Below are 26,176 nucleotides of genomic sequence, written 5' to 3' on the forward strand. Positions count from 1 at the left end.
CCTTTAATTAAATTAGTAATTTTTATTTTTTTATTTATCTATATAGTTTTTTTCGATATATAATCCAGCTGCAACTCCCAGTGCTCCTAAAATCAATACAAATATTGTTTTGAAGAAGCCAAAGGAGATAATCAAACAAGCGAGAAATACGCCTATGAGACCTGCGATTATTGGATATCGATATTGTTTAAGCCATTCCATTTTTTACTTCCTTACTTCACACGACTAACAGTCTTTTTGTTTTGAGGTTTTGGTTTAGGCTGGTAGTCTTTTACTAGAACTTCTAGTTTAACCTGACGCTCAATACCAAAAAACTGCTTCAATCCATTAGTTATTTCATTTTGAATTAGTTGGCATCTGTCAGCGATGTTGTCCGAAGGAAGAATTTTACCTTCTACATGAACGAAACATTTATTTTTTCGTAAATTTACATGAACAGTTGGGTTCTTGATCAATCCATGATCACTCACCAAACTTCTAACAAAACCTTCGATTGCTGAATTCTTTAATTTCAATGTATCGTTTTTAGTTTCAAGTTGAATTTCCAAATAACGTTTAGGATAAAACAACACAACTAACATCGATAACAAAACTAAAGTTGATAGAGCCACTATCCCCCAGAATATATATCTAGAGAGATAAAATTCAACGAAATGATTCTGTCTCCAGCTAAATAGCTGAATGCCTAAATCACTAACTTGATGATAATCTATCAAAACAGGAAGGAAAATTGTCAAGATTAAAATACAGAAAATAATGAAAAATATTTTCTTTGTTTTTGACATATACAATCCTTTCGATTTAACATTAAACTATTTTTACCCGTCTAATCTATTTAAAAATAGTTTATTCTACAAGTAATTATTTTTCACCTGTAAAGAATGATACTACAGTAACAACAATTGCTGCTCCTGCAATAGATGGGATCAAAGCCATTCCAGCGATGGATAGGCCCCAACTACCTAAAAGGGATTGTCCTACAGATGACCCGACTAAACCAGCGAATACATTTGCGACGATTCCCATAGAACTCCCTTTTTTAGTGATTCTACCTGCTACAAGTCCAATAAGACCTCCAGCAATGATTGACCACAATATTGCTTACCCTCCTTTTTTATTTTAATATCAAAAAATAAATCAATTCCTTTGATTATTGCTATTGTATAATTTTAATATAAAAAAATCAAATTCTTTGATTGTTGCTATTATATAATTTTTAAAATTAAAAATATAATCTTTCGACTTGAATTTGATTCTGTATTTACGCCCTCAATAGACGGTAAAATAAGAAAATTGTTTATATATTGCCTCCGTAGTGTTATTATACGAAATAAAGGATCTTAGTAAAAGTCGTTACAGCATGTTATACCTATTCTTTGTGGTATAATTGCAAGAGGTTTAATCCGATAATTTATAAAGAGAGAAAGACATTCATGAGAGATTTATTATCTAAAAAAAGTCATAGGCAATTAGAATTATTAGAATTATTATTTGAACATAAACGTTGGTTTCATCGTTCTGAACTAGCAGAGTTATTAAATTGTACAGAACGTGCAGTCAAAGATGATCTATCCCATGTTAAATCTGCTTTTCCTGACTTGATTTTTCATTCTTCTACTAATGGTATACGCATTATTAATACCGATGATAGCGATATTGAAATGGTTTACCATCATTTCTTTAAGGATTCAACTCATTTTTCGATTTTAGAATTTATATTCTTTAATGAAGGTTGTCAAGCTGAGAGTATTTGTAAAGAATTTTATATCAGTTCATCTTCGCTCTATCGTATTATTAGCCAAATCAATAAAGTGATTAAAAGGCAATTTCAATTTGAAATCAGTCTGACCCCTGTTCAAATCATTGGAAATGAGAGAGACATTCGTTACTTTTTTGCACAATATTTTTCAGAAAAATATTATTTCCTAGAATGGCCATTTGAAAATTTTTCATCAGAGCCCCTATCTCAATTGTTAGAATTGGTTTATAAGGAAACAAGCTTTCCAATGAATTTGTCAACGCATAGAATGTTAAATCTGCTCCTGGTTATTAATCTATATCGAATAAAGTTTGGTCATCTTATGGAAATAGAGAAAGATTCTTTTAACGACCAAAGTTTGGATTTTTTAATGCAGGCAGAAGGAATAGAAGGTGCTGCTCAGAGTTTTGAATCAGAATACAATATCTCTTTAGATGAGGAAGTTGTTTGCCAATTATTTGTGTCTTACTTTCAAAAAATGTTTTTCATAGATGAAAGTTTCTTTATGAAATGCGTAAAAAAGGATAGCGATGTTGAAAAATCTTACCATCTATTGAGTGATTTTATTGATCAGATTTCAGTCAAGTATCAGATTGAGATTGAGAATAAGGATAATCTGATTTGGCATCTGCATAATACCGCACATCTGTATCGTCAAGAGTTGTCCACTGAGTTTATTTTATTTGATCAAAAAGGGAATACAATCAGGAATTTTCAAAATATTTTTCCTAAATTTGTTTCAGAGGTGAAGGAAGGAATTGAACATTATCTAGAGGTTTTAGGTATGGATTGTAATTCAATGAAAGTCAATCATTTGTCCTATACTTTTATCACCCATAGCAAACACTTAGTTCTAAATCTTTTACAAAATTAACCTAAATTAAAGGTTTTAGTCATGAGCAATTTTGATCACTATCATGCAAAATCAGTAGCAGAAACACTTTCTTATTATTGCAGCAACAATTTTGAACTTGAAGTTTGGACTGAATTAGAATTATCAAAGGAACCTTTAGAAGAATCGCCTTATGATATCATCATTTCTAATTTTATTATTCCTCCGATTGAAAATAAGAGACTCATCTATATCAAATAATATAAACACGGTCTCACTCATATCTTTGTTAAATGCCATAATGTTTATTCGATTAGATTAGTGAGTGAAAGAAGATTCCATCCATCTCTAGGGTAGATTTCCTTTAGATAGGTGGAGTCTTTTTGAATATTAAAAAATTTCATATCTATCATTAGCAGAAATCCTAGTTACATTCATTTTGGGACCTGTTTTAAATAGTATATATACAGAACCAAGCATCAGAAGTTGAAAAGAAAGATCTTTTAATCCTTTATCAAAATACTTGAAACAGGATGTGTCACAGATTGAATCGAAACCCTTGCCGATCATTGGTTGGATATGCGAATACGGATTAGGATACTATCTGGATCTCTAAATTCTAACTCTCTTTAGTTTAACCATGTGATTGGTATCTCAACTTCACGTGTATGCTGGTCAATGATGAGGAGTTCCCCTTTACTTGTAACCTCAATGAGATAGTAGGCTAGGCCTGGCAAGCCTTACTGACGTTTGGTTAGACCTTTTCCGAACCACTTATCTATTGCCAAGTGATGTATTGATTTTTAGTTGTAATATATGACATGATTTTTTCCTTTTTATTTCTTAAAGCTGAGAACTGTTTTTCCACGTGAGCGACCATTAGCGACTTTGTCTAATGCGCTATTTACCTGTTCAAATGGGTAAACTGTATCGATAGAGGGTTTGATGTCTAATTTACTAAAGAGGTCAGCTACCTCTTGTAATTGAGTACCATTGTTTTCTACAAAGATAAAATGGTAGTGAACACCGTATTTGTTAGCCATCTTATCAAATTTGCGACCTGCTAAGCCAAGAATAATCTGTTTCCATTTTGGTAGATTCATGCGTTTGGCAAAGGCACCGTTTGGCATGGCACGAAGGGAAACAAGATGACCACCTTTTTTCATGATAGACATTTGTTTTTCAGTTTCAGCTCCACCGAGAGTATCGAGGACATAATCCACCTGGCTAACAGTTTTTGTATAATCCTCTGTTTTGTAATCGATAAATCTATCTGCTCCTAGTTTCAAGACACGCTCAGCACTATCTCCAGAACCGTTGGTAATGACCTTCAAACCTTTGGCCTTGGCAATCGGAATGGCCATGCCACCGACACCTCCAGTACCACCAGAAATAAAGATCGTTTTCCCAGCTTGAGCGCCCATGAGGTCAAGAGCCTGCATGATAGTCAAGGCAGTCAAAGGTACAGTAGCAGCTTCCTCGTCTGATAGATAGTCTGGAACCTTGGCTAAGGCTTGGCTATCGACAGCTACGTATTCTGCAAAGGCTCCGATATGATCAAGTGGCAGACGTCCAAAGACACGGTCTCCTACCTGAAAGTTGTTAACTTTCTTGCCAATGCTTTCAACGATCCCAACGACCTCATTACCTGCAGTTTGAGGAAGTTTGTAAGGAACAATCATCTTAACCTCACCGCGAGAGATCATGTTATCCAGAGGATTAACCCCAGCTGCGGTGACTTTGATTAAAACTTCTTTGTTTGTAATACTTGGTTTAGCGATTTCTGTGATGTTCAGTGTGATATTATTTTTGTTATAAGTAGTATGTTGTGCGGCTTTCATTGTCTTCTCTTTTCTTTTTTAACACGACTGAATATACTTGTATCTAATACAAGTATATGTTGTTTCCAGTAAAAACTGACTTGTTATCAAATCAGTTTCGGACTTGTTTAGCTTGTTTATATAGATTGTCAATGACATCTTCTAAAGTTTGATTTGCTAATTCCTTTTCTAATTGAGATTCGGCACTAGCGAAAAGCGGTGAAACTGCTCCTTGGATATGTTTTCCAACAGGGCAATCAGGATTGCTATTTTGATGAACAGGGAATAAACTAATGTGATTGATTTCTTGAGTAGCATAGTAGATCTCTAGTAAAGTCATTTTCTTTGGAGACTTACTGAGTTGATAACCTGTTTTTCCTTGCTGGGAATGAATCAAATCTGCATTTTTCAATAAGGCAATCACCTTTCGAATGTAACTAGCGTTAGTCCCAACACTAATAGCTAGTGCTTGAGAACTTAATGTTTCCTTGCTTTCACTAATCATTGTTAAGATATGTAAAGCAACTGAGAATTTTGTATCCATCTGAACTCCTTTTCATGATCCTGTATCAGATACAAGAACAAGTATAGCATAAATTAAAAGAAAAGCAAGACTTTTGTTTTAAATTTTAAAAAATTTTAAGAGCAATCAGATTAGAGCTGTCTGGGAAGGGTGTTCATAAAATTATACCGTTGATATCCATTAGTTGACCAAAAGTAGAACAGATACACAAAAAAGCCTTGTAAATCAAGGCTTTTTCCTGTTGTATTTAGATGCCCCTACAGGGATTTGGAAAGGACTTTCATATTGAGAGCAATTAAAAATATTGAAATATAAGTGATTTTAGGTATTTTCAATGTCATGATTTAAAAATGGGACAAAAGTGGGGCAAATCAGTTATAGACAAGCAAAAAAGCCTTGTAAATCAAGGCTTTTTCCTGTTGATTTAGATGCCCCCTACAGGGATTTGGAAAGGACTTTCATATTGAGAGCAATTAAAAATATTGAAATATAAGTGATTTTAGGTATTTTCAATGTCATGATTTAAAAATGGGACAAAAGTGGGGCAAAAACCATACAGATTCTAAACTGTATGATTCTTTTTTTATCTAACCAAGAAAGGTTAAAACTTATTAAAACAAATGCAATCAACTGTTGAAAACTTTTTAGTCCGTGTAATATAAAAACAAGTAAAAAGTTGAACTATAGGGAATATTGTGTCATAATAGGTAATAGATGAATAATTAATAGATTGGAAATAATGCTTTCTTACCTTAACAAGTTGAATTGGTTATACATTTTTTCGTCGCAATTGTGTCTATCTCTCGAGTTTAGCTAGTTTTTATAAGCTCTGGTTTCTAATCAATATAACAAATTTTAGAAGTGCATAAGACAAGATGGTGACATTACTACAGTCATTTCTAGTCACCATATGTTGCTGGCACAGGCTGTTTGTAGTGTTGGCTATTTACTAGTCAGTTTAATCGGAGTGTTTAATTTTTATTGTTGAAAGGTTTTTATATGGCGAAAATTCTATCTTTAGGTCTGACAGGTAAGAAATTACTTGCTCAGGGGTTCTTGTTTGTTCTGCTAGGTCTCATCTTGATGGTCACGGGGACTTGGTTGCCAGTAAAGGTTATTCGACTGGTTCTGTTTTTAGCTTGGATAGCAACGGTCTTAGATTTAGTATTACGTATTTTCAAAAAAAGTCAGTCAACGGACACCTTGGGAGTTGCACTGGTTAAATTGTTAGTGCTGGGATATTTGCTTGGCTCCAATCTTGCGACGGATGTGCCGATTTATATTTTGGCTCTTGTGATTGGAGTTTATCAGATTTTTCATGCTAGTATTAACCTTGTCACCTATGTTCTCTACCGCAAAAACAAAATTCGACCTCGTTTTCGTCTCTTACTAGATGGACTCGTACTAGTTTTTCTTGGTGGGACTAGTCTTTTGTCCTCTACAGGAAATTCTGTCTTTCAACTCTTTGTATTAGGGGCTTATTTTTTCCTTTATGGTGTGTCCAATATCCGTGATGGTTTCTTGTTTGAGGAGGAAATTGGGAAAAACCATCTCAAACGTCGTATTAGAATTAGCTTACCTATTGTCCTAGCCGCTCTCATCCCTGCAAGAACTTTAGCAAAAGTTAACAAATTTATGCTGGAAAATGCTGATGAGGAAGAAGATATCCATCTTGGAATAGTGAAGTCTGGTAAGACAGCGGAGCTTGAAATTTTTGTTCATACAGCTGAGACCTCTCTGTTTTCGGCAATTGGTCATGTGGATATCTGCTATCAAGGCCGTGTTATTTCTTATGGCAACTATGATCCGTCTTCTGAGACCTTATTTGGCATGGTAGGAGATGGTGTCTTATATTTCTGTGATCGTGACAAGTACATTGACCTATGTAAACGTGAGAGTCAAAAAACGCTTTTTGGTTATGGGATAGATTTGACGCCTGAAATGGAAAAAGCAGTTCAGAAAAAGTTGGCTGAATTGAAACAACTGACGATTCCATGGGAGCCAAGTGCAGATAAAATCATGACAGGTGATGGTAAGGAAGACTACACCTACGCTTATAAAATCAGACATGAGACAGATGGGGAACTTTATAAATTTATCAAATCTAAGTTTAAATCCTACTTTGTCTTATCTACAAACTGTGTGCTCTTGGCTGATACCATAGTCGGTCAGGCTGGCACCGATATCCTCTCACCCAAAGGATTTATCGCTCCAGGAACTTACCAAGCCTACCTTAATCGAGAGTTTGAAAAACCAAATAGTATAGTCGTATCTAAACATGTTTATTAAGGAGAATTTATGAACTTAGTAAAAAAATACACCCCGTTAATACTTTTTATAGGGCTGGTTGCTCTTGTAATTCTGAATGCATCGAGCTTTATATCAGGAGCAATCTCTCTCTTTGATGTAATATCAACCTTGATTTATGGTGCTGTTATTGCTTTTGTGCTTAATGTTCCTATGAAAAAAATTGAACAGTACTTAGTTAAATTGAAGGTAAAGGCAGAGTTGCGTCGTCCGATTGCCATGGTACTTGTTTTCCTAGCTCTTATCTTAATCGTGATTGCTCTTTTGGTTTTGGTGCTGCCAACCCTAGCCCAGACTATTAGTCAGCTGGGAACAGTCCTTTCAACAGTCCTTACTCAACTTGGGAAATTGCTAGGCAGCTCGGAATTTGTAACCAAAGACATGTTGTCAACTATCGTATCAGGCATACAGGGACAATCTAGTTCTATTAGCCAAGCTTTGATAGGTTTTTTATCAGGTCTGACTAGTAATATCGGCAATATTTTTTCAAGTTTGATGAATGCCTTTTTGATTATAGTCTTCACCTTTTTATTTTTATCCAGTAAGGAACATTTGGCAGCGATGACGAGTCGACTTCTAAAAGTTTTTCTTCCAGAGAAGGTGGTGATAAAGTTGACTTACATTGGACAAGTAGCACTAGAGACTTATGACCAATTTTTGATGAGTCAGCTGATTGAAGCAGTTATCATAGGAGTTATGATAGCGGTTGGTTACAGCGTGTTTGGGATACCCTATGGAGTAATGACAGGTATCTTTGCAGGAGTGCTATCGTTCATTCCTTATGTAGGGCCTATGATTGCTTGTGTTGTGGGAGCGATTTTTATCTTCACAGTGAGTCCTACTCAAGCCTTACTTTCTCTTCTTCTATATCAAATCATACAACTGATTGAGGGAAATCTTATCTATCCCAAAGTTGTGGGTCAATCTATTGGCTTACCAGCCCTTTTCACGCTTGCGGCTGCTAGTATCGGAGGGAATCTTTTCGGACTACTTGGAATGATATTCTTTACCCCCGTATTTGCTGTTATCTATCGACTGGTTAAAGAATTTGTCGTTGCAAAGGAAAATCAGGTAGATTAAGAAAAACTAAATTTAATAAGATATACTGAGAAGAGAGTGAGAGATTCTCTTCTCTTTTATTTTTAAATACTTTTCTACAAAAAGCTATTAGACGTTAAAAAAAGCCTTGGTTTCAAGGCTTATTTCTGTTGATTTAGATGTGCCCCCTGCAGGGCTCGAACCTGCGACCCATAGATTAAGAGTCTACTGCTCTACCAACTGATCTAAGAAGGCAAATAAAAAGCTGAGAATGTAACTTCCCAGCTTTTTTAATATGCCCAAAATGGCAGCTAGATTATTTACGAAAGGCATCAAGGATATAGGTGAAACCAACAATTAAAAATGCAAAGGCAACGACATAAACGACAAAGACACTTGTAGCTACTGGATTGAACAAAATCACTAGACCTAGTAAAAATGCAAGCAACGCTATCCACATGATATGGTTGCCAATAATAGGGAAAATCAATCCCAGACGATTGCCTTTAAAGAAAGCTATAATGGCTTCTACAATTAACCAAATTCCTAAAATAGTTGGAATGACAACTGGCAGCGTCACAAAGCCATAGGCAACGAGGTAAAGAGCTAAGAGAAGATTAACAATCCCTTGGAAAAGATGAGCTGGTGAGCGAAGCTCTTTTGGTACAGAGAAATAGCCTAAAATAGCTGCTATAGAAGAAACCAGTAAACCAAATGCAATCCACCAGCTGTAAACAACAAGATTAGCTACTGGGTTTGTAAATAGGAAAAGTCCTAAAAGGACAAAAACAACTCCTGCAAGGAATAGCAGTAAACGATTAGAAAATTTCATTTCAATACCCCCTATATAGTATAGTATAGTTTGATAATAAAAATATTATACACCTTTTTAGAGGAAATGTCAATAAACAAAATGGAAAATTTGGAAGTTTCAGTCTGATTTATGAAAAGAAAATCAGTTTTTATTATTTTGAAAATAAAAAGAGAAGATAAAATTTGTCTTCTCTACATGAAAATATTGTATGGCATCAAAGCAAAAGTAACTGGCTTTACACTATTTGTAAAGATGTAATTTGATTCAAAAAGAAAAGATAGATTTAAAATGTGGGACAAATGATGGGGTAAATCAGTTATAGACAAGCAAAAAAAGCCTTGATTATCAAGGCTTTTCCTGTTGTATTTAGATGCCCCCTACAGGGATCGAACCTGTGACCCACGGATTAAGAGTCCGCTGCTCTGCCAGCTGAGCTAAGGAGGCAAAGAAAAAAGCTGTATTGGTGCCGAAACTTCACGGTTTGTATTGAACCCGCGCAATTAAGCAGGTGGGCAACTCGCTCTAACTGAAGCTGTTTCCGTGTGAGACGGCCTACATGCTGTTAGAAGACTTTTGTTTCCCTAATAATACAAAAAATAGTCGGTCAACACTTAAGTGTGAAGTCGTACACCACAGCGTTTCTATGTTTATATAATACCACTTTTTCAAAAAAAATCAAGAGGAAAGTGCAATTTTTTGAAAAGGATTTCAGATTTTTCGCAAACGGTCGATAGCTTCCTTTCTTTGAGCCAAAGCCCGTTCATATTTACCAGTATCTTCTGCTTGGAAATAGTGATGATTACGAATTTTTTCTGGTAGATAGTCTTGCTTGACCCAATTTCCAGGATAGTTGTGTGGATAGAGATAGTCTTGGGCATTCCCCAGTTCCTTGCTTCCGCTGTAGTGCCCATCACGCAGGTGCCGCGGAATAGGCAAGTGCCCTGATGTTTTGAGGTCAGCAAGTGCCTTATCCATAGCTACATAGGCTGAGTTGGATTTTGGAGAAAGAGCCAAATCAATCACGACGTTGGCAATGAGGATGCGAGCTTCGGGAAAACCAATCTTTTGGGCAGCATCCAGAGCAGTTACGGTGTGAACCTGGGCTTCAGGATTGGCTAAGCCGATATCTTCATAGGCGATAACAGTCAAGCGACGAGCGAGACTTGGCAAATCACCAGCCTCAATCAAGCGGGCAGCATAGTGGAGACTGGCATCCACATCTGAGCCACGGATAGACTTTTGCAGGGCTGAGAGAACATCATAGTGGCCATCTCCATCCTTATCCATAGTGATGTAGCTTCTCTGAAGACTATTTTCCATGATGTCTAGAGTGATATGGCGAATGCCCTTATCATTCTCAGGGGTAGAAAGAACAGCCAAATCCAGTGAGTTAAAGGCAGAGCGCAGGTCTCCGTTTGTAGAGGTTGCGATGAAGTCCAGCGCATCCTCATCTAGTTCTACTGGAAAATCAAAACCACGCTCAGGGTTACTTAGAGCTATCTGTAGAGCCTCTTTGACTTCTTGGTTAGACAGAGGTTCCAACTCAAAAATTTGAACGCGACTGCGAATGGCAGGAGTGACAGAGAAGAAAGGATTTTCAGTTGTAGCGCCAATCATGATGACCAGTCCACTTTCCAAGAGAGGCAAGAGGAAGTCTTGCTTGGTTTTATCTAGTCTATGAATCTCGTCAAGGAGTAGTACAAGTCCACCTGAAAATTTAGCCTCTTCCGCAATTTCTTGCAGTCGCTTTTTACTATCAACTGTCGCATTGAAAGTTCGAAAGGCATACTTAGTAGTCCCAGCGATGGCTGAAGCAATACTGGTCTTGCCGATTCCAGGAGGTCCATATAGAATCATGGAGGACAGGCGGTTGGCTTCCACCATGCGACGGATGATTTTTCCTTGTCCGACCAGATGTTCCTGACCGATGACCTGATCGATGGTTTTAGGGCGCATGCGAAGTGCGAGATTGTCTGGCATAGCAGTCCTTTCTAACGTGGATTTTCTGATGTATATGTGGTAAGATGGTAGTATCTATTTTAGCATATTTCCGAGCAATCGGGGCGATTAAAGAGTCGCATAGAAAGAGGACAAAATGGCAACATACGGATTTTTAGATGTTTTAGAGGAAGAGTTGGAGAAGAATTTTCCCTTTGACTTTGAGATTAGTTGGGACAAGCGTAACCACGCGGTTGAAGTGAGTTTTCTATTGGAAGCGCAAAACGCTGCAGGTGTGGAGATGGTAGATGAAGACGGAGAGGTTTCGTCAGATGACATTCTCTTTGAGGAAGCAGTGCTTTTTTACAATCCTGCCAAATCAACAGTCAATGAGGAAGACTATTTGACGGTTATTCCTTACCTACCTAAAAAAGGTTTTTCTCGTGAATTTTTAGCTTATTTTGCTCTATTCCTTAAAGACACTGCCGAGGTTGGACTAGATGCCCTCATGGACTTTTTGGAAGACCCAGAAGCAGAAGAATTTGTCATGGAATGGAACCAAGAAGTCTTTGAAGAAGGAAAAGTAGGCTTGGAAGAGGGAGAGTTTTATCCTTATCCGAGATACTAGGAGTTTGACATGGACATAGAGATTTCTGATTTCACAGGCTGTAAGATCGCTTTGTTTTGTGGGGATAGGCTCTTGACTATCTTACGCGATGATAAGGCAAGCATTCCCTGGCCCAATATGTGGGAACTGCCCGGTGGGGGACGAGAGGGGGATGAAAGTCCTTTTGAGTGCGTGGCGCGTGAAGTTTATGAAGAACTGGGAATTCATCTGACTGAGGATTGTCTGCTTTGGAGTAAGGTTTATCTAAGTATGCTTTTTACAGACAAACAGTCCGTTTTTCTAGTTGGTCAGTTAACACAGAACCAGTTTGACAGTATCGTATTTGGAGATGAGGGACAGGGTTATAAACTGATGAACATTGAGGAGTTTTTGAAGTCTAAACAGGCAGTGCCTCAGCTACAGGGGAGATTGAGGGATTATTTGGAGGAAGTAAAATGATTTTTGCGATTGCAACAACCACGTTGAATAAAGAAGTTAAGCGTAAGCTAGAAACTGGACAATACTCTAGGGAAGAAGCTGCATTCATTTACATGGAATATTTAAAGTTAAAGAAGCAGAGAGAAAGTGGTACGAAAGTAGCTGGGATCTCTATGGCTGTTATTTGGGGATTAATGCTTGTTTTACCCTTAATGAGTGGTGAAGGTCTCGTACTGCCCCTTTCAGTACATTTTGTATTTTTGCTACTGCTTGCAGGAATTGTTCTATTTGTTTATTATCTTATGTTTGGTATTTTTAAACAGCAGATTCATAGCGCAATGAAAGAACACTATACAGATGTGATTGAAGAATTTAAGAAGAATAAGGAAAATACAAAATGGAAACATGGCAAGAGTTAAAAGTTACAGTGAAGCGTGAGGGAGAGGAATTGGTTTCCAATCTCTTAATCGAGCTGGGAGCGCAAGGTGTTGCGATTGAAGACAGCATGGACTATGTGGGAAATGTGGATCGTTTCGGCGAGATTTTCCCAGAGGTCGAGCAGCAAGAAGAAATCGTTGTGACAGCCTACTACCCTGACACGGTTGATGTAGCAGTAGTAGAAGCGGACTTGCAGGCACGTCTTGTAGAATTGACAGACTTTATGGATCTGGGAGAGGTCAAGATGGGGACGACTGCCTTGGCTGAGGAAGACTGGGCAGACAACTGGAAGAAATACTATGAACCAGCTCGTATCACTCATGATTTGACCATCGTGCCGTCTTGGACAGACTATGAGGCGACTGCTGGGGAAAAGATTATCAAGCTAGATCCAGGCATGGCGTTTGGTACGGGGACGCATCCAACAACTAAGATGAGCCTTTTTGCTTTGGAACAGGTTCTTCGTGGTGGGGAAACAGTGCTAGATGTGGGGACTGGTTCAGGGGTTCTCTCTATTGCCAGCTCGTTGCTTGGTGCCAAGGAAATCTTTGCCTACGACCTGGATGATGTAGCAGTTCGAGTTGCTCAGGAAAATATTGAGCTAAACCCTGGTATGGAAAACATCCATGTAGCAGCAGGAGACTTGCTTAAGGGAGTTGAGATTGAGGCAGATGTGATTGTAGCTAATATCTTGGCGGATATCCTCATTCATCTGACAGACGATGCCTATCGTTTGGTTAAGGACGAAGGCTACCTCATCATGAGTGGGGTTATCAAGGACAAGTGGGAAATGGTGCGCGAGTCGGCTGAGTCAGCTGGATTTTTCCTTGAAACTCATATGATCCAAGGGGAATGGAATGCCTGTGTCTTTAAGAAAACCAAGGATATTTCCGGTGTGATTGGAGGCTAGCATGCAACAGTATTTTGTCAAGGGGAGTGCAATTTCTCCTGTCACCATCGAGGACAAGGAAACCAGCAAGCATATGTTTCAGGTTATGCGCTTGAAAGAAGATGATGAGGTGACCTTAGTCTTTGATGATGGTATCAAGCATTTGGCGCGTGTGTTGGATGTGGAAGCTCGTCAGTTTGAATTGGTAGAAGAACTAGCTGACAATGTGGAACTACCTGTCCAAGTGACCATTGCATCTGGATTTCCTAAGGGAGATAAGCTGGAGTTTATCACTCAAAAAGTGACGGAACTAGGAGCCAGCCAAATCTGGGCCTTTCCTGCCGATTGGTCGGTCGCCAAATGGGATGGCAAGAAATTGGGTAAAAAGGTTGAAAAACTAGAAAAAATTGCCCTTGGAGCAGCAGAACAAAGCAAGCGTAATCTAGTACCGAGTGTAACACTTTTCGAGAAAAAATCAGACTTTCTAGCTCAACTGGACCAGTTTGACTCTATCATAGTAGCCTATGAAGAATCAGCAAAAGAAGGAGAAGCCGCTGCGCTCTTACAAGCGGTCTCTGGTCTTGAAAAAGGAGCCAAACTGCTCTTTATCTTTGGTCCAGAAGGTGGCCTGTCACCTGCGGAAATCGAGAGTTTCGAAGCTAAGGGAGCAGTCTTGGCAGGACTTGGCCCTCGTATCTTGCGAGCAGAAACAGCACCACTTTACGCCTTATCAGCCCTTAGTGTTTTATTAGAATTAGAGAAATAAGAGGAAGAAAATGGAACAAAAACACCGTTCAGAATTTCCAGAAAAGGAACTTTGGGATTTAACAGCCCTATATCAAGACCGAGAGGATTTCTTGCGTGCAATCGAGAAGGCTCGCGAAGACATCAATCAATTTAGCCGTGACTACAAGGGCAATCTTCATACTTTTGAAGATTTCGAAAAGGCCTTTGCGGAATTGGAACAAATCTACATTCAGATGAGCCATATTGGCAACTATGGCTTTATGCCTCAGACGACAGATTATAGCAATGAAGATTTTGCCAATATTGCCCAAGCTGGGATGGAATTTGAAACAGATGCTAGCGTAGCTCTTACCTTCTTTGACGATGCCTTGGTAGCAGCAGAAGAGGTTGTTTTGGACCGTTTGGGGGAACTTCCCCACTTGACGGCAGCTATTCGTCAGGCAAAAATCAAAAAAGCCCACTATCTCGGAGCTGATGTAGAAAAGGCCTTGACCAATCTAGGAGAAGTTTTCTACAGTCCGCAGGACATCTACACTAAGATGCGAGCTGGGGATTTTGAAATGGCTGACTTTGAAGCCCATGGTAAGACCTACAAAAATAGTTTTGTGACCTATGAGAATTTCTACCAAAACCATGAGGACGCTGAGGTTCGTGAGAAATCATTCCGTTCCTTCTCGGAAGGACTTCGTAAGCACCAAAATACGGCTGCGGCAGCCTATTTAGCCCAAGTCAAGTCTGAAAAACTCTTGGCAGATATGAAAGGCTATAACTCAGTTTTTGATTATCTTTTAGCTGAGCAAGAAGTGAACCGTGCCATGTTTGACCGTCAGATTGACCTCATCATGAAGGATTTTGCGCCAGTCGCTCAGAGATACCTTAAGCATGTTGCCAAGGTAAATGATCTTGAAAAGATGACCTTTGCTGACTGGAAATTGGATTTGGACAGTGCATTGAATCCTGAAGTGACTATTGACGAAGCCTATGACTTGGTCATGAAATCAGTCGCACCATTGGGTGAAGAATATTGTCAGGAAGTTGCCCGTTATCAAGAAGAACGCTGGGTTGACTTTGCTGCTAATAGTGGCAAGGATTCTGGGGGTTATGCAGCGGACCCATATCGCGTGCACCCTTATGTCCTCATGAGTTGGACAGGTCGTTTGAGCGATGTCTATACCTTGATTCATGAAATCGGGCATTCTGGTCAATTCATCTTTTCGGACAATCACCAAAGCTACTTCAATGCCCACATGTCTACCTACTATGTTGAAGCGCCGTCAACTTTCAATGAATTGCTTCTCAGTGATTACTTGGAACACCAATCTGACGACCCTCGTCAAAAACGCTTTGCTCTGGCTCACCGCTTGACAGACACCTACTTCCATAACTTTATTACCCACCTCTTGGAAGCAGCCTTCCAGCGTAAGGTGTATACATTGATTGAAGAAGGGGAGACCTTTGGTGCAAGTAAACTCAACAGCATTATGAAGGAAGTTTTGACCGATTTCTGGGGAGATGCCATTGAGATTGATGATGATGCAGCTCTGACTTGGATGCGCCAAGCTCACTACTACATGGGCTTGTATAGTTACACCTACTCAGCAGGGCTAGTCATTTCGACTGCTGGTTACCTTCATCTGAAACATTCAGAAACTGGAGATGAGGACTGGCTCAATCTTCTCAAATCAGGTGGTAGCAAGACACCGCTTGAGTCAGCTATGATCATCGGAGCTGATATTTCAACAGATAAACCACTCCGTGATACCATCCAATTCTTGTCTGACACAGTTGATCAGATTATCGCCTACAGTGCCCAGTTGGGAGAGTAAATTAAAAGAGTCTGGGACAAAAGTCTAACCTTAAATATAAAAAGCGAACAAAACGAGTTATCTGACACTCAGAATTCTGTCTTGTTCGCTTTTTTTCTAATCTATCGATTTTAAAAATTTATAATAAAGAATTCCTAAAATCAAAATTTTTTGTCCTAGCCTCTTAAATTATCCCCAAAAGCTATCTTCTTCAGCTTGATCTGAAGAGAAGAGCCAAACTTCTTTGATTTTTCCGTCTTCAATACGGAAGAGGTCAATCCCGTTCATATTGAGTTCAGTACCATCAGCACGTGTTCCAAGAAAAGTAACATTGGCTGCGATTAAATCCTTATTGTCAGAAACCCAATTTGTTATCACCTTAAAGGTTCCATTAGTTTTCTCAGCAAATGTAGCCAGGTGAGTTCCTAGCTTGTCCTTACCAACAACTGTACCAGATATACTATGAGTACCAGGTTGATGCCAGATAATATCGTCTGCCATCGTTTCAAAGACACCAGGAAAGTCACCAGCAATTAAAGCTTGGTTATAAGCATTGAAAATTTCTAAGTTTGTTGACATATCTATTCTCCATTTCTTTTTTATGATATAATTGTAACAGTTACAAACAAAAAAACAAGTAGACACTTTTTCGATAGCTAGTATCAAAAGTAGTACTTTTATTGATACTAAAAGATAAATTTTTTTTTAAAAAATAGAAAGAAGATATTTTATGACAAATAAAGTGAGTGAGTATGGTATTTGTCCATTTGCAACAACGCAGAGGGTTTTAACGGGGAAATGGGCACTGGTAATCATTTATCAGTTGAGTACGGGTACCAAACGATTTAAAGAATTGCAGAGATTATTGCCTGGGATTACTCAAACTATTTTGACCCGTCATCTCCGTCAATTAGAAAAGGATAAGATTGTTCAACGAAAGATCTATGCCGAAGTTCCACCACGAGTTGAGTACAGCTTAACTGAAATGGGGCAGGAATTCAGAGTTGTTTTAGATGCTGTCGAGAAATGGGGTCTAGATTATATCAAGTTGCTAGAAATGTAGAGGTATTGACCATGTATCAAGAGTTACTTAGAAAAATAGCAGAAGAAAAACCAAGTTATCATGAGGAAGAAATCCAATGGTTGCTTGATCATTTGGGAGATTCTTCTCCAGAAATTCGCGATGACCTTGTTTTTATAAGCTTTGCTAGAGGGATTCAGGAAGAGCTATTTACACAGGAACAATTTCAGTTCATTGCTGAGGTGGTATCAGCTGATGGAGGACTAGATAAAGAGATTGATAAGGTAGGCTTGTCAACCCTTGAACGTTCTTTTAGGGCGCTTATTTATGCAAATCTCTTGTCTGCAGATGCCAACCAGCAATCGATTTTTTATCAGGGATTAAAAGCAGAAATTCGTAATGTCCTTTTAAATCAAGGTTTGCACTATCTTTCAAAAGAAAAGGATACAACGGGTTTTTCAAGTCAGTATGGTTGGGTTCATGCTTTTGCACATGGAGCCGATTTACTGACAGAGGTGGTTTGTCATCCAGACTTTCCTAAAAACAGGGTTCATGAAGTATTTGATATACTTGGCCAACTATTTAAAAGAATTTCGATTCGTTTTACAGATGATGAGGATTGGCGTTTAGCAAGAGTGATCTATGAACCTATTTTACAAAGTAAGTTGGAGCAAGAGCAAGTAGCTTCTTGGATAAAAGCTGTTGACTTTCCGATAGAAGAAAGGGAAGATTTTTATAAATTTTCCAACTTCAGATCTTGTCTGTTGGAAGTCTATGTCCAACTTGACCAGAGAAATAGTTTACAAGATGACTTGAAAGAAGCTATCCAGTCTTTTCAATACTAGGGATAAGCTAATATTACTTATTGAAAGAGTTTCTATTGTACCCTCCTAACTAATAATGAAAACTAATAAAAGAGGTTGAATCATTTTCCAACCTCTTTTTGTCTATCTTAATGGAATTGCATACCACCATCAACGATAATGGTTTGTCCTGTAATGTAGTTTGAATCTGGTCCTGCAAGGAAGCTGACGGCTGCAGCCACATCTTCTGGTTCAGATAGACGTTTTAGAGTAATATCTTTTGCAAATGTCTGCATACCCCACTCGTCATCTTTTCCTGCATTTTTACCAACTTCATGAGCGATGTCGTACATCATTGGTGTTTTCACAATACCTGGTGCGTAGGCGTTAACAGTGATGCCTGAGTCTGCTAAATCACGTGCTAATGTTTGCGTAATTCCACGAACAGCAAATTTGGTTCCACCATAAACAGTTAGATTTGGGTTACCGACTACACCGGCTTGAGAGGTTGCGTTGATAATTTTACCTCCGTGGCCAAGTGCTTTAAATTGCGCTTGTGCAGCTTGTGAACCCCAAATGACACCACCAACGTTGATACCGAAAGTGCGTGTAAATTGTTCCTCAGTAATTGTATCAAGAGGAGTAGTTGGAGCAACACCAGCGTTATTTACGACAACATTCAAATCACCAAAATGGTCAACAACTTTTTGAAATGCTTGTGCAACTTCGGCCTGTTTCGAAACATCGGCCACGACAGCAAAGGCATTTTCGGCTGATAATTCGGCAACAGCTTTTTCAGCTGTTTCGGGATTGTAGTCTAAGACTCCTACCTTAAAGCCATCTTGAACCAATCGTTTTGCGATTGCAAAACCGATTCCTTGACCTGCACCTGTGACAATAGCAACTTTAGACATATGATTCCTCCTTGGTATCCACGATACCATTCAAACGTTCATAAAAGAACAGCAAAGTTGTAAAAATTAGTTCAAATTAGGGAATAAATAAATTATTAGAACTATATTGACATTATATACCTTTAGAAAAAATGTTTCAAATAAACACTACCGTTTTTATAGAATTTTATCCTGAAAATTTCCAATCAATTTTCTTGAAACCCTTTCCCTCTTTTGATAGACTAGTATCTAGTTTTTGAAAAAAGGAGAAAGAAAATGAAAAAATTTGTCGCTGAGTTAATCGGTACGTTCATGCTTGTGTTCGTTGGGACTGGAGCTGTTGTTTTTGGAAATGGTCTTGAAGGTCTTGGTCACCTAGGGATCGCCTTTGCCTTTGGTCTGGCAATAGTGGTTGCAGCTTACTCAATCGGAACTGTTTCAGGTGCACACTTGAACCCAGCTGTTTCTATCGCTATGTTTGTTAACAAACGTTTGTCATCAAAAGACCTTGTCAACTACATCCTTGGTCAGGTTGTTGGAGCTTTCCTTGCGTCAGCTGCGGTATTCTTCCTCTTGGCTAACTCAGGTATGTCAACTGCTAGTCTTGGTGAAAATGCTTTGGCAAACGGTATCACTGTCTTTGGTGGATTCTTGTTTGAAGTTATTGCAACCTTCTTGTTTGTTTTGGTTATCATGACAGTGACTTCAGAAAGCAAGGGAAATGGCGCGATTGCTGGTTTGGTAATCGGTTTGTCATTGATGGCTATGATTCTTGTTGGATTGAACATCACTGGACTTTCAGTAAACCCAGCTCGTAGCTTGGCACCGGCTGTCTTGGTAGGTGGCGCAGCCCTTCGACAAGTTTGGATTTTCATCCTTGCACCAATCGCTGGTGGAGTTCTTGCAGCCCTCGTTGCAAAAAAATTCCTAGGAACAGAAGAATAATTGAAACTCAAAAAGCCTTGCCCCTCGTTTTGAGGAACAGGGCTTTTTCGTATCTGTTTATATTCAATGAAAATCAAAGAGCAAACTAGGAAACTAGCCGCAGGCTATACTTGAGTACAGCAAAGCGATGTTGACGCGGTTTAAAGAGTATTAACGGTTGTCAATTTTCTCTGGATAAAGGTCGTGTTGGAAGAGGCGTTGTTCTGCCAAGCCTTCATACTTAGTTCCAGGTTTACCGTAGTTGTAGTAGGGGTCAATTGAGATGCCACCGCGAGGTGTAAATTTTCCCCAAACTTCTAAATATCGAGGGTCTAGCAAGTTGACTAAGTCTTTTCCGATGGTGTTGATACAGTTTTCATGGAAATCTCCGTGATTTCGGTAACTAAAGAGGTAGAGTTTGAGGGATTTTGACTCGACACAGAGCTTGTCAGGGATGTAGGAAATATAAATCGTCGCAAAGTCTGGCTGAGCAGTGATTGGGCAAAGGGAGGTAAATTCAGGACAGTTAAATTTGATAAAATAGTCATTTTCCACATGACGATTGTCAAAGGATTCGAGGACTTCTGGTTGATACTCGAAAATGTAGTTGGTTTCTTTGTTGCCTAGTAGGCTGAGGTTTTTCATTTCTTCTTGTTGTGACATGATTTTTTCTTTCTAATTTTAAACACCACGTTGGTTGTCGTAGAGGAGGGTATGGAGTTGAGGAAGGACGCGGACATTGCCCCAGCTATCGTCGGCAGCGATACGTTCCCAGAGTTCTTTGAGGCGGTCCAGTTGGTCTTGGACAATATTACCCGTAGCCTTGGGTTCAGGATTTCCTGCAGATAAGAAGAGAACATCTGGTTGGTAGCGTTCTTGTATGCCTTTGGCAAAAGCCAAATCTGCATCATCAAAGACAGGGATTTTAAAGGTGACCTTGTCTGGATCAAGTTGGGAAACGATAAAGTCCAAGGTCTCAAAGTTGACTTCCATCTTGGATGAAGGAGGTTTGGGACTCAGAGTAACTTGGTCGATGTCTTTCAACCAAGTTTGCCAGCGGGAGCCTTGGGTCTCAACAGCTAGAGTGACACCACGTTCCTTGAGTTTAGTGACGAGTTCAGCCATGTTGGCTGCTAGGATAGCAGGATTTCCACCAGATAGGGTTACATAGTCGTAGCTCCCCAATTTATCCAAGGCAGCAATGACCTCGTCAGCAGTCATACGAGTTGGCTTTTCAGAGCCATCCCAAGTAAAAGCAGAATCGCACCAGTCGCAATGGTAGTCGCAACCTGCAGTGCGGACAAACATGGTTTTCTGCCCGATAGCACGACCTTCACCTTGAAAAGTTGGGCCAAAAATTTCCAAAACTGGTAGTTTGAGGACACGTTCCCTAGTCATCTAACCACTCCCGTCTAAACTCTGCAAAGGCAGTCGGAGTCTCATAGAGGCGAACGTATTCCAAACGGAGACCGCGCTCGTCTGGCAACTCTTGGTTCATAGTTTGGAAAATCCAGTAAACCATATTTTCAGCAGTTGTGTTCATATAGGGAAGAGTTTCATTGAGATAGCGATGATCCAAGTGGGGTTCTAAGTAGTTCTTGTAGATCACTTTGATGTCTCCGAAATCGTAGGTCATGCCACGTTCATCTAAAAATCCACTGACAGCAATCTGCAGATGATAGGTGTGGCCGTGCAGGGATTTGCATTTTCCCTCATAGTGAAAGAGGTGGTGGGCAGCATCAAAGGTAAATTCTTTTGATACTAAGGTTCTGTGGGGATTGTAGACAAGAGATTCTCCAGTTTCCTGTTTGATTTCTTTGGGTGCAAAAAACATTAGTCCTCTCCTTTCTGTGAGAGATAAACATCTAGTCCATGCTGACGTAGGTGGCAGGCTGGGCAATCCCCACAGCCACTTCCGATAATCCCGTTGTAGCAGGTTAAGGTCTTTTCACGAACATAGTCAAAGGCACCGAGTTGGTCAGCTAATTCCCAAGTTTCAGCCTTGTCTAGCCACATGAGAGGTGTTTGGATAACAAAGTCGTAATCCATAGCAAGGTTGAGGGTAACATTAAGAGATTTGACGAAGACATCCCGACAATCGGGGTAGCCTGAGAAGTCTGTTTCGCAGACACCTGTCACGATATCTTTAATGCCTCGTTGCTTAGCAAGAACTGCCGCAAAGGACAGAAAGAGGTGGTTGCGACCGTCAACGAAGGTATTGGGCACCTCTCCCTCTTTTTGCTCAATCTCTAGATCAGAGGTCAGGGCATTTTCAGTGATTTGTCCCAGCAGAGACATATCTAGGATGTGATGACGAATACCCTGCTCCTTAGCGATTTCTCTAGCGACTTGAATTTCGAGATGATGGCGTTGGCCGTAGGCAAAGGTGACAGCTTCGACTGTTTCATAATGTTTTTTAGCCCAAAAGAGGCAGGTTGTGGAATCTTGACCGCCACTAAAGACGACCAAGGCTGATTGACGTTTCATAGTACTCCTTCCAAAATGGGAAATGTTCAGAGCACGCAAAAAGCTCCCATGAGGGAGCTAAAAAATACCAAGTAGAGGTTTTTTTTAGCGATGGCATGTCCCAAACATCGTAATATTCTACTAACAGTCTAGCATATTTTTTGAAAAATGGCAAAGGGCAAGAAAAAAGAGACCAAAGCAAGTACTTGGTCTCTCGTTTGATTAGCTCAATTCAGCAACGATGGCCTTGATTTGTTCTGCTGTGTGAACACCAGCAACTTGTTTCACCACTTGGCCGTCTTTTTTGAAGAGAAGAGTTGGGATAGACATGATTCCAAAAGCACGAGCTGTGTTTGGATTTTCATCAACGTCCATTTTAACGATTTTCAAAACATCTTCTGAAAGTTCTTCAGACAATTTATCCAAGATTGGGCCTTGCATACGACATGGACCACACCAAGTTGCCCAGAAGTCTACTAAGACCAAACCGTCTTTTGTTTCTTGTTCGAATGTTGCATCTGTAATTGCTTTTGCCATTGTATTTCTCCTTTTTTAGTTATATTGGCTTAAATCTTGTTTCATGAGATAGAAGAAGACATCTCCATAAGTCCCATGGTAGTCCAAATCATGACCGTTGTAAGTTAATTTTTGGACAGGGTAGTAGTCTGCGACGCCGATAAGGCAAGCTTGTTGCGAACGATCAAAGTCTTCATAAGAATCGAAGGTTACAGTTCTTTCGTTCTTGCTGGCATCTAGATAGGTAATTTCAATCATTTTAAAAACTCCTTTGTTTAATGATGACTTTATTTTACTCCTTGTAAAAGAGAATGTCAAGAAAAATGATTGCGCACGCAACTTTTTTTCTAAAATCATCTTAAAGCAAGAAATCCAAACCAGTTTCCAAGCTTTCTTCGACAGCCTTCTGTAGAGAGGCTAGTGTCTTTTGCCCATCACTTGTCAGGCAGATAAAGCTAGAGCGTCTATCTTGATCACAACACCTGCGACTAAGTAGACCGCAATTTTTGGCTTCCAAGCGAGCCACCATCCGAGAAACAGCGCTAGGGCTCAGATGAAGTTTATCTGGCAGGTCAATCTGGCGTAGAGATTTTTCTTGAGCCAAGTCCAGATAGTAGAGCAGGTAGAACTCTTTCAAGGTTAGACTTTGCTCGCTCTGCTGGGCAATAGTCTCTTCCAAGAGACTTTCAATTTCTTTCTGACGCCGATTGAAGTCAAACCATTTTTCCAAATAGGTCATAGTATCTCCTTTCTTTTTAGAGTTGTAAATAGAAGAAAGTCCATTCACGGACAGTCTCTGTATCACAAGATGATTGCGCATGCAATAATTATACTACTTTTCAAGAAAGCTGGCAAGAAGGATGATGAAATCTTTTATCCTCAATTACGCCTGTTTATGCTAGTCTTCAATTGTCTGTATCCCCTTTCTTCTCTAATTTTTATCAACTCTTGTGCATTTCCTTGAAATTTTCTGAAAAAAGAGTAAACTGGTATGCAAGAAGTCTATTTCGTGGAGTTTAGGATGAAATTATATGTTCAATTAATGATTCTCTTTGTGATTTCTCTAATCGGAGAGGGGATTTCCAGTTTCTTTCATTTGCCCATCCCAGGCAGTATTATCGGTTTGATTATTCTTTTTCTAGCCCTACAGTTCAAGTGGCTGAGAACTAGACATGTCAACATGGTCGGAAATTTCTTGCTGGCCAATATGACTATTCTCTTTTTGCCACCAGCAGTGGGAATCATGGAAAAGTTTGATGTGATTGCTCCCTATCTTTTGCCCATTGTTTTGATTGTCTTTTTTGCGGCTGTTATCAACATTATCCTCATTGCCTTGGTGGTTCAGTTCATCAAGAGACGGTTTGAGGGAGATTATGAGAAAGGAGATGCCAAATGAGTGAATTTGTTTCCAATCCCCTGTTTGGGCTAGCCCTGTCTATCTTAGCTTATTTAGTGGGAATGCTGATTTATAGACGTTTTCCCCATCCATTGACAACTCCTCTGCTTTTGTCAGCTGTTTTCATTATCATCTTTCTAAAGGTGACGGGGATTTCTTACCAAGATTACTATCAAGGTGGGGTTTATTTGAACAACTTGATTGTCCCATCGACAGTGGCTCTAGGGATTCCGCTTTATAAGAGTTTTCACTTGATGAAGCATCATGCTCGGAGTATTCTCTTTGGTAGTTTGTTAGCGGTAGTGGTCAATACCTCTTTCACAGCTCTTGTGGCTAAAATCTTTGGCATGGACTTTTTCCTAGCCATTTCTCTCTTTCCTAAGTCAGTGACAACCGCTATGGCAGTGGGAATTACAGAAAAATTGCAAGGCTTGACCACCGTGACCTTGGTTGTCGTAGTGGCAACTGGAATTTTGACTAGTGTTATCGGCCCAACCCTTTTGAAGTGGATGAAAATTGACGATCCAGTAGCAGTCGGGCTTTCCCTCGGAGGAACAGGGCATGCAGTCGGAACAGGAACAGCCTTTCGATACGGCTCTGTAGCAGGAGCCATGGGTGGCTTGGCTATCGGTGTCACTGGTATTCTCTATGTCTTTGTCAGCCCTATCGTAGCCAGTTTGATATTAAGTTAAATCAAAACCCAGCTTTTTAGCTGGGCATTTTTTATTGCAAATTAACCTTGTTTTTCAAGATATGATAAGTTCCTAGATAGTAGATGGCTATAAGAATAACTTCTTCCAGAATAGTCATGATAATGCCCATCTGGAACTGATCAGCTCCTCCAGTGGTTGATGGGAAGTAGAAACCAGGGTTAGAACGATAGAAGAGTTCAATAAAGCCAACGACGATTTGGATACCAATGTAGGCTACAATTGACAGTGCAGTACGGTATTCATTGAACAGCTGTCCAATGGAAATGGCCAAGTAGATGCAGAGGATTCCAGAAATGGTATTTAGTAGGAAGGATATCCCCATAAGAGAGAGTTGAGGGAGGTGTGTTTCTATAAATGGAATCAAGTCAGAAGTTACAAACCAATCAGGAGCTGTTAGAGTCAGAACAATAAAAGCACTGATTACGAGTACAGCAGTGCTGACAATAGACCAGATAAAGGCACCGACTAGTTTAGCTGTGATGATATGGTGTTCGGATACTGGAAGGGTCAAAGTCAGGTAGCCTTGTCGGTCATAGACACTACCTTTGAAGCGTTTAATAATCAAGAAAATGGTTGAAATCACAAGTGTAAGCATCAAGCCACCAAAGACTGTAGCTAGAGAAAGTAGCATAGCAGCCTGACTTTCTTGATAAGGTAGATTTTTAAAGCCTTGTGTCTGTATTCCGATAAGGGCAGAAAGGGCTAGCACGGCAGCGTAAAGGGCTAAATACCACTTGTTAACATTTTTAAATTCGTAGCGAACTAAATTCCAAAACATAATAATCTCCTTTGCTTAGGCCTTAAATTCCTGACGGAAGAGCTGGTCGATGGATTCACCTGACTCGTAGCGAATATCATCTACATTGCCTTGACGAACGACTTTTCCGTCTTTGAGGAAGACAATTTCATCCAAGATTGGCTCGATATCAGAAATCAAGTGGGTAGAAATCAAAACGGTAGAAGTTGGTGAGTAGTTGTTGATAATGGTATTGAGGATATACTCACGGGCTGCTGGATCCACTCCACCAATGGGTTCGTCCAGAACGTAGAGGCGGGCATCACGGCTCATAACCAAAATCAGTTGTACCTTTTCCTTGTTTCCTTTTGATAATTTCTTGAGACGACTATTTTCATCAATACCTAGGTCTGCAAGTAGATGATGGGCACGTTCAAGATTGAAATCTTTATAGAAGGTCTTGAAGTAGGTTAGGGCTTCTTTGACCTTCATTTGTTCATTGAGATAGGTCGTATCCGGCAAATAAGCTACGATGGCCTTGGTTGCTGGACTTGGGTCCATGTCGTTGATGAGGACACGTCCTTGATCTGGTTGCAAGAGGCCATTGATTAGTTTAATCAGGGTTGTTTTTCCTGAGCCGTTTGGCCCAAGGAGACCAACAATTTTTCCAGCTGGAATGTCAAGGGAAACATTTTCAAGGGCTGGTGTTGCTCCATAAGATTTGGATACATTTTCAAATGCTAGTAATGACAT

Annotated in this window: 31 protein-coding genes, 2 tRNA genes and 1 pseudogene; 14 read left to right on the top strand and 20 right to left on the bottom strand. The window is 39.6% G+C overall.

Going from position 1 to position 26,176, the window contains the following annotated elements; all coding sequences use genetic code 11:
- Nucleotides 1–30 precede the first annotated feature (30 nt).
- The 3 genes from TZ91_RS01170 to TZ91_RS01180 all read right to left on the bottom strand — a co-directional run bounded on the left by TZ91_RS01170 (nt 31) and on the right by TZ91_RS01180 (nt 1,098).
- Nucleotides 31–201 carry a DUF2273 domain-containing protein gene (locus TZ91_RS01170; RefSeq protein ID WP_000455064.1) on the bottom strand — a complete coding sequence of 57 codons (171 nt, stop codon included), beginning with the start codon at nt 199–201 and terminating at the stop codon, nt 31–33.
- An 11-nt stretch (nt 202–212) separates the two neighbouring features.
- The gene (gene amaP, locus TZ91_RS01175; protein WP_000047596.1) at nt 213–785 is read right to left on the bottom strand and encodes an alkaline shock response membrane anchor protein AmaP; all 573 of its coding nucleotides are present in this window, start codon (nt 783–785) and stop codon (nt 213–215) included.
- A gap of 76 nt (nt 786–861) precedes the next feature.
- Nucleotides 862–1,098 carry a GlsB/YeaQ/YmgE family stress response membrane protein gene (locus TZ91_RS01180; protein ID WP_025173204.1) on the bottom strand — a complete coding sequence of 79 codons (237 nt, stop codon included), beginning with the start codon at nt 1,096–1,098 and terminating at the stop codon, nt 862–864.
- A 335-nt stretch (nt 1,099–1,433) separates the two neighbouring features.
- Between TZ91_RS01180 and TZ91_RS01185 the strand changes: the two are divergent.
- Nucleotides 1,434–2,913 (top strand): annotated as a pseudogene (locus tag TZ91_RS01185) (M protein trans-acting positive regulator PRD domain-containing protein).
- Between the two features lie 514 nt (nt 2,914–3,427).
- Here TZ91_RS01185 and TZ91_RS01190 read toward each other — a convergent pair.
- Both TZ91_RS01190 and TZ91_RS01195 read right to left on the bottom strand, forming a co-directional pair.
- A complete protein-coding gene (locus tag TZ91_RS01190; RefSeq protein WP_033687245.1) occupies nt 3,428–4,432 on the bottom strand; it encodes an NADP-dependent oxidoreductase in 1,005 nt (334 codons plus the stop codon).
- A gap of 91 nt (nt 4,433–4,523) precedes the next feature.
- On the bottom strand, nt 4,524–4,955 hold the full coding sequence (locus tag TZ91_RS01195; RefSeq protein ID WP_000379854.1) for an Rrf2 family transcriptional regulator: 432 nt from the start codon (nt 4,953–4,955) through the stop codon (nt 4,524–4,526).
- 978 nt (nt 4,956–5,933) lie between these two features.
- On the opposite strand from TZ91_RS01195, the gene TZ91_RS01200 reads away from it, so the two are divergent.
- Nucleotides 5,934–7,223 (top strand): hypothetical protein, encoded by a 1,290-nt coding sequence (locus TZ91_RS01200; RefSeq protein WP_004256070.1) that lies wholly within the window; start codon nt 5,934–5,936, stop codon nt 7,221–7,223.
- Nucleotides 7,224–7,232: 9 nt separating this feature from the next.
- Entirely contained in the window at nt 7,233–8,321 is a 1,089-nt protein-coding gene (locus TZ91_RS01205) for an AI-2E family transporter (protein WP_001055016.1), read from the top strand.
- 140 nt (nt 8,322–8,461) lie between these two features.
- Here TZ91_RS01205 and TZ91_RS01210 read toward each other — a convergent pair.
- From TZ91_RS01210 to TZ91_RS01225, 4 genes are all read right to left on the bottom strand, one after another.
- A tRNA-Lys gene (locus tag TZ91_RS01210) sits at nt 8,462–8,534 on the bottom strand.
- 61 nt (nt 8,535–8,595) lie between these two features.
- On the bottom strand, nt 8,596–9,111 hold the full coding sequence (locus tag TZ91_RS01215; RefSeq protein ID WP_033681462.1) for a DUF308 domain-containing protein: 516 nt from the start codon (nt 9,109–9,111) through the stop codon (nt 8,596–8,598).
- A gap of 353 nt (nt 9,112–9,464) precedes the next feature.
- Nucleotides 9,465–9,537: transfer RNA gene (locus TZ91_RS01220), tRNA-Lys, on the bottom strand.
- A 264-nt stretch (nt 9,538–9,801) separates the two neighbouring features.
- A complete protein-coding gene (locus TZ91_RS01225; RefSeq protein WP_001113234.1) occupies nt 9,802–11,073 on the bottom strand; it encodes a replication-associated recombination protein A in 1,272 nt (423 codons plus the stop codon).
- Nucleotides 11,074–11,188: 115 nt separating this feature from the next.
- Between TZ91_RS01225 and TZ91_RS01230 the strand changes: the two genes are divergently transcribed.
- From TZ91_RS01230 to pepF, 6 genes are read left to right on the top strand one after another with little or no spacing between them, the layout of a single operon-like run.
- Entirely contained in the window at nt 11,189–11,659 is a 471-nt protein-coding gene (locus TZ91_RS01230) for a DUF3013 family protein (RefSeq protein ID WP_000257122.1), read from the top strand.
- Between the two features lie 9 nt (nt 11,660–11,668).
- A complete protein-coding gene (locus TZ91_RS01235; protein ID WP_033687243.1) occupies nt 11,669–12,097 on the top strand; it encodes an NUDIX hydrolase in 429 nt (142 codons plus the stop codon).
- Nucleotides 12,094–12,495 carry a hypothetical protein gene (locus tag TZ91_RS01240; protein ID WP_033687242.1) on the top strand — a complete coding sequence of 134 codons (402 nt, stop codon included), beginning with the start codon at nt 12,094–12,096 and terminating at the stop codon, nt 12,493–12,495. The genes TZ91_RS01235 and TZ91_RS01240 overlap by 4 nt, the downstream gene beginning before the upstream one ends.
- A complete protein-coding gene (gene prmA, locus TZ91_RS01245; protein WP_033687241.1) occupies nt 12,474–13,424 on the top strand; it encodes a 50S ribosomal protein L11 methyltransferase in 951 nt (316 codons plus the stop codon). Before TZ91_RS01240 ends, prmA begins: the two co-directional genes overlap by 22 nt.
- Before the next feature lies 1 nt (nt 13,425).
- Nucleotides 13,426–14,169: a 16S rRNA (uracil(1498)-N(3))-methyltransferase gene (locus TZ91_RS01250; protein ID WP_033687240.1), complete on the top strand. Its 744-nt coding sequence runs from the start codon at nt 13,426–13,428 to the stop codon at nt 14,167–14,169.
- Nucleotides 14,170–14,179: 10 nt separating this feature from the next.
- Nucleotides 14,180–15,976 (top strand): oligoendopeptidase F, encoded by a 1,797-nt coding sequence (gene pepF / locus TZ91_RS01255; RefSeq protein WP_033687239.1) that lies wholly within the window; start codon nt 14,180–14,182, stop codon nt 15,974–15,976.
- A gap of 168 nt (nt 15,977–16,144) precedes the next feature.
- Here the strand turns inward: pepF and TZ91_RS01260 are convergent, their stop codons facing one another.
- Nucleotides 16,145–16,534: a nuclear transport factor 2 family protein gene (locus tag TZ91_RS01260; RefSeq protein ID WP_000106197.1), complete on the bottom strand. Its 390-nt coding sequence runs from the start codon at nt 16,532–16,534 to the stop codon at nt 16,145–16,147.
- Between the two features lie 151 nt (nt 16,535–16,685).
- On the opposite strand from TZ91_RS01260, the gene TZ91_RS01265 reads away from it, so the two are divergent.
- On the top strand, nt 16,686–17,018 hold the full coding sequence (locus TZ91_RS01265) for a winged helix-turn-helix transcriptional regulator (RefSeq protein ID WP_033687238.1): 333 nt from the start codon (nt 16,686–16,688) through the stop codon (nt 17,016–17,018).
- A gap of 11 nt (nt 17,019–17,029) precedes the next feature.
- The gene (locus TZ91_RS01270) at nt 17,030–17,821 is read left to right on the top strand and encodes a DUF2785 domain-containing protein (protein ID WP_033687237.1); all 792 of its coding nucleotides are present in this window, start codon (nt 17,030–17,032) and stop codon (nt 17,819–17,821) included.
- A gap of 107 nt (nt 17,822–17,928) precedes the next feature.
- Here TZ91_RS01270 and TZ91_RS01275 read toward each other — a convergent pair whose 3' ends face one another.
- Complete coding sequence (locus TZ91_RS01275) at nt 17,929–18,693, bottom strand: (S)-acetoin forming diacetyl reductase (protein ID WP_000048147.1); 765 nt, start codon at nt 18,691–18,693, stop codon at nt 17,929–17,931.
- Between the two features lie 255 nt (nt 18,694–18,948).
- On the opposite strand from TZ91_RS01275, the gene TZ91_RS01280 reads away from it, so the two are divergent.
- Entirely contained in the window at nt 18,949–19,617 is a 669-nt protein-coding gene (locus TZ91_RS01280) for an MIP/aquaporin family protein (protein ID WP_033687236.1), read from the top strand.
- A gap of 150 nt (nt 19,618–19,767) precedes the next feature.
- Here TZ91_RS01280 and queF read toward each other — a convergent pair whose 3' ends face one another.
- The 7 genes from queF to TZ91_RS01315 form a co-directional block, all read right to left on the bottom strand.
- Nucleotides 19,768–20,259 (bottom strand): preQ(1) synthase, encoded by a 492-nt coding sequence (gene queF / locus TZ91_RS10500; protein WP_000082587.1) that lies wholly within the window; start codon nt 20,257–20,259, stop codon nt 19,768–19,770.
- 18 nt (nt 20,260–20,277) lie between these two features.
- Nucleotides 20,278–20,994: a 7-carboxy-7-deazaguanine synthase QueE gene (gene queE / locus TZ91_RS10505; protein ID WP_033687235.1), complete on the bottom strand. Its 717-nt coding sequence runs from the start codon at nt 20,992–20,994 to the stop codon at nt 20,278–20,280.
- Nucleotides 20,987–21,430, bottom strand: a complete 444-nt coding sequence (gene queD, locus TZ91_RS01295) for a 6-carboxytetrahydropterin synthase QueD (RefSeq protein ID WP_033687234.1) — start codon at nt 21,428–21,430, stop codon at nt 20,987–20,989. Before queD ends, queE begins: the two co-directional genes overlap by 8 nt.
- Nucleotides 21,430–22,083, bottom strand: a complete 654-nt coding sequence (gene queC / locus TZ91_RS01300) for a 7-cyano-7-deazaguanine synthase QueC (protein WP_033687233.1) — start codon at nt 22,081–22,083, stop codon at nt 21,430–21,432. The genes queD and queC overlap by 1 nt, the downstream gene beginning before the upstream one ends.
- A gap of 201 nt (nt 22,084–22,284) precedes the next feature.
- A complete protein-coding gene (trxA, locus tag TZ91_RS01305) occupies nt 22,285–22,599 on the bottom strand; it encodes a thioredoxin (protein ID WP_001029581.1) in 315 nt (104 codons plus the stop codon).
- Nucleotides 22,600–22,614: 15 nt separating this feature from the next.
- Nucleotides 22,615–22,836 carry a DUF4649 family protein gene (locus TZ91_RS01310; protein ID WP_033687231.1) on the bottom strand — a complete coding sequence of 74 codons (222 nt, stop codon included), beginning with the start codon at nt 22,834–22,836 and terminating at the stop codon, nt 22,615–22,617.
- 100 nt (nt 22,837–22,936) lie between these two features.
- Nucleotides 22,937–23,317 carry a MarR family winged helix-turn-helix transcriptional regulator gene (locus TZ91_RS01315; protein WP_033687230.1) on the bottom strand — a complete coding sequence of 127 codons (381 nt, stop codon included), beginning with the start codon at nt 23,315–23,317 and terminating at the stop codon, nt 22,937–22,939.
- A 282-nt stretch (nt 23,318–23,599) separates the two neighbouring features.
- On the opposite strand from TZ91_RS01315, the gene TZ91_RS01320 reads away from it, so the two are divergent.
- Nucleotides 23,600–23,974 (top strand): CidA/LrgA family protein, encoded by a 375-nt coding sequence (locus tag TZ91_RS01320; RefSeq protein WP_000781325.1) that lies wholly within the window; start codon nt 23,600–23,602, stop codon nt 23,972–23,974.
- Nucleotides 23,971–24,666: an LrgB family protein gene (locus tag TZ91_RS01325; protein WP_033687229.1), complete on the top strand. Its 696-nt coding sequence runs from the start codon at nt 23,971–23,973 to the stop codon at nt 24,664–24,666. The genes TZ91_RS01320 and TZ91_RS01325 overlap by 4 nt, the downstream gene beginning before the upstream one ends.
- A 31-nt stretch (nt 24,667–24,697) precedes the next feature.
- Here the strand turns inward: TZ91_RS01325 and TZ91_RS01330 are convergent, their stop codons facing one another.
- Both TZ91_RS01330 and TZ91_RS01335 read right to left on the bottom strand, forming a co-directional pair.
- Nucleotides 24,698–25,465 (bottom strand): hypothetical protein, encoded by a 768-nt coding sequence (locus TZ91_RS01330; protein WP_004256108.1) that lies wholly within the window; start codon nt 25,463–25,465, stop codon nt 24,698–24,700.
- 15 nt (nt 25,466–25,480) lie between these two features.
- Nucleotides 25,481–26,176, bottom strand: coding sequence for an ABC transporter ATP-binding protein (locus TZ91_RS01335; protein WP_000054197.1), 696 nt, complete (start codon nt 26,174–26,176; stop codon nt 25,481–25,483).

This window comes from Streptococcus mitis (assembly GCF_000960025.1).
Lineage (GTDB): Bacteria > Bacillota > Bacilli > Lactobacillales > Streptococcaceae > Streptococcus > Streptococcus mitis_DH.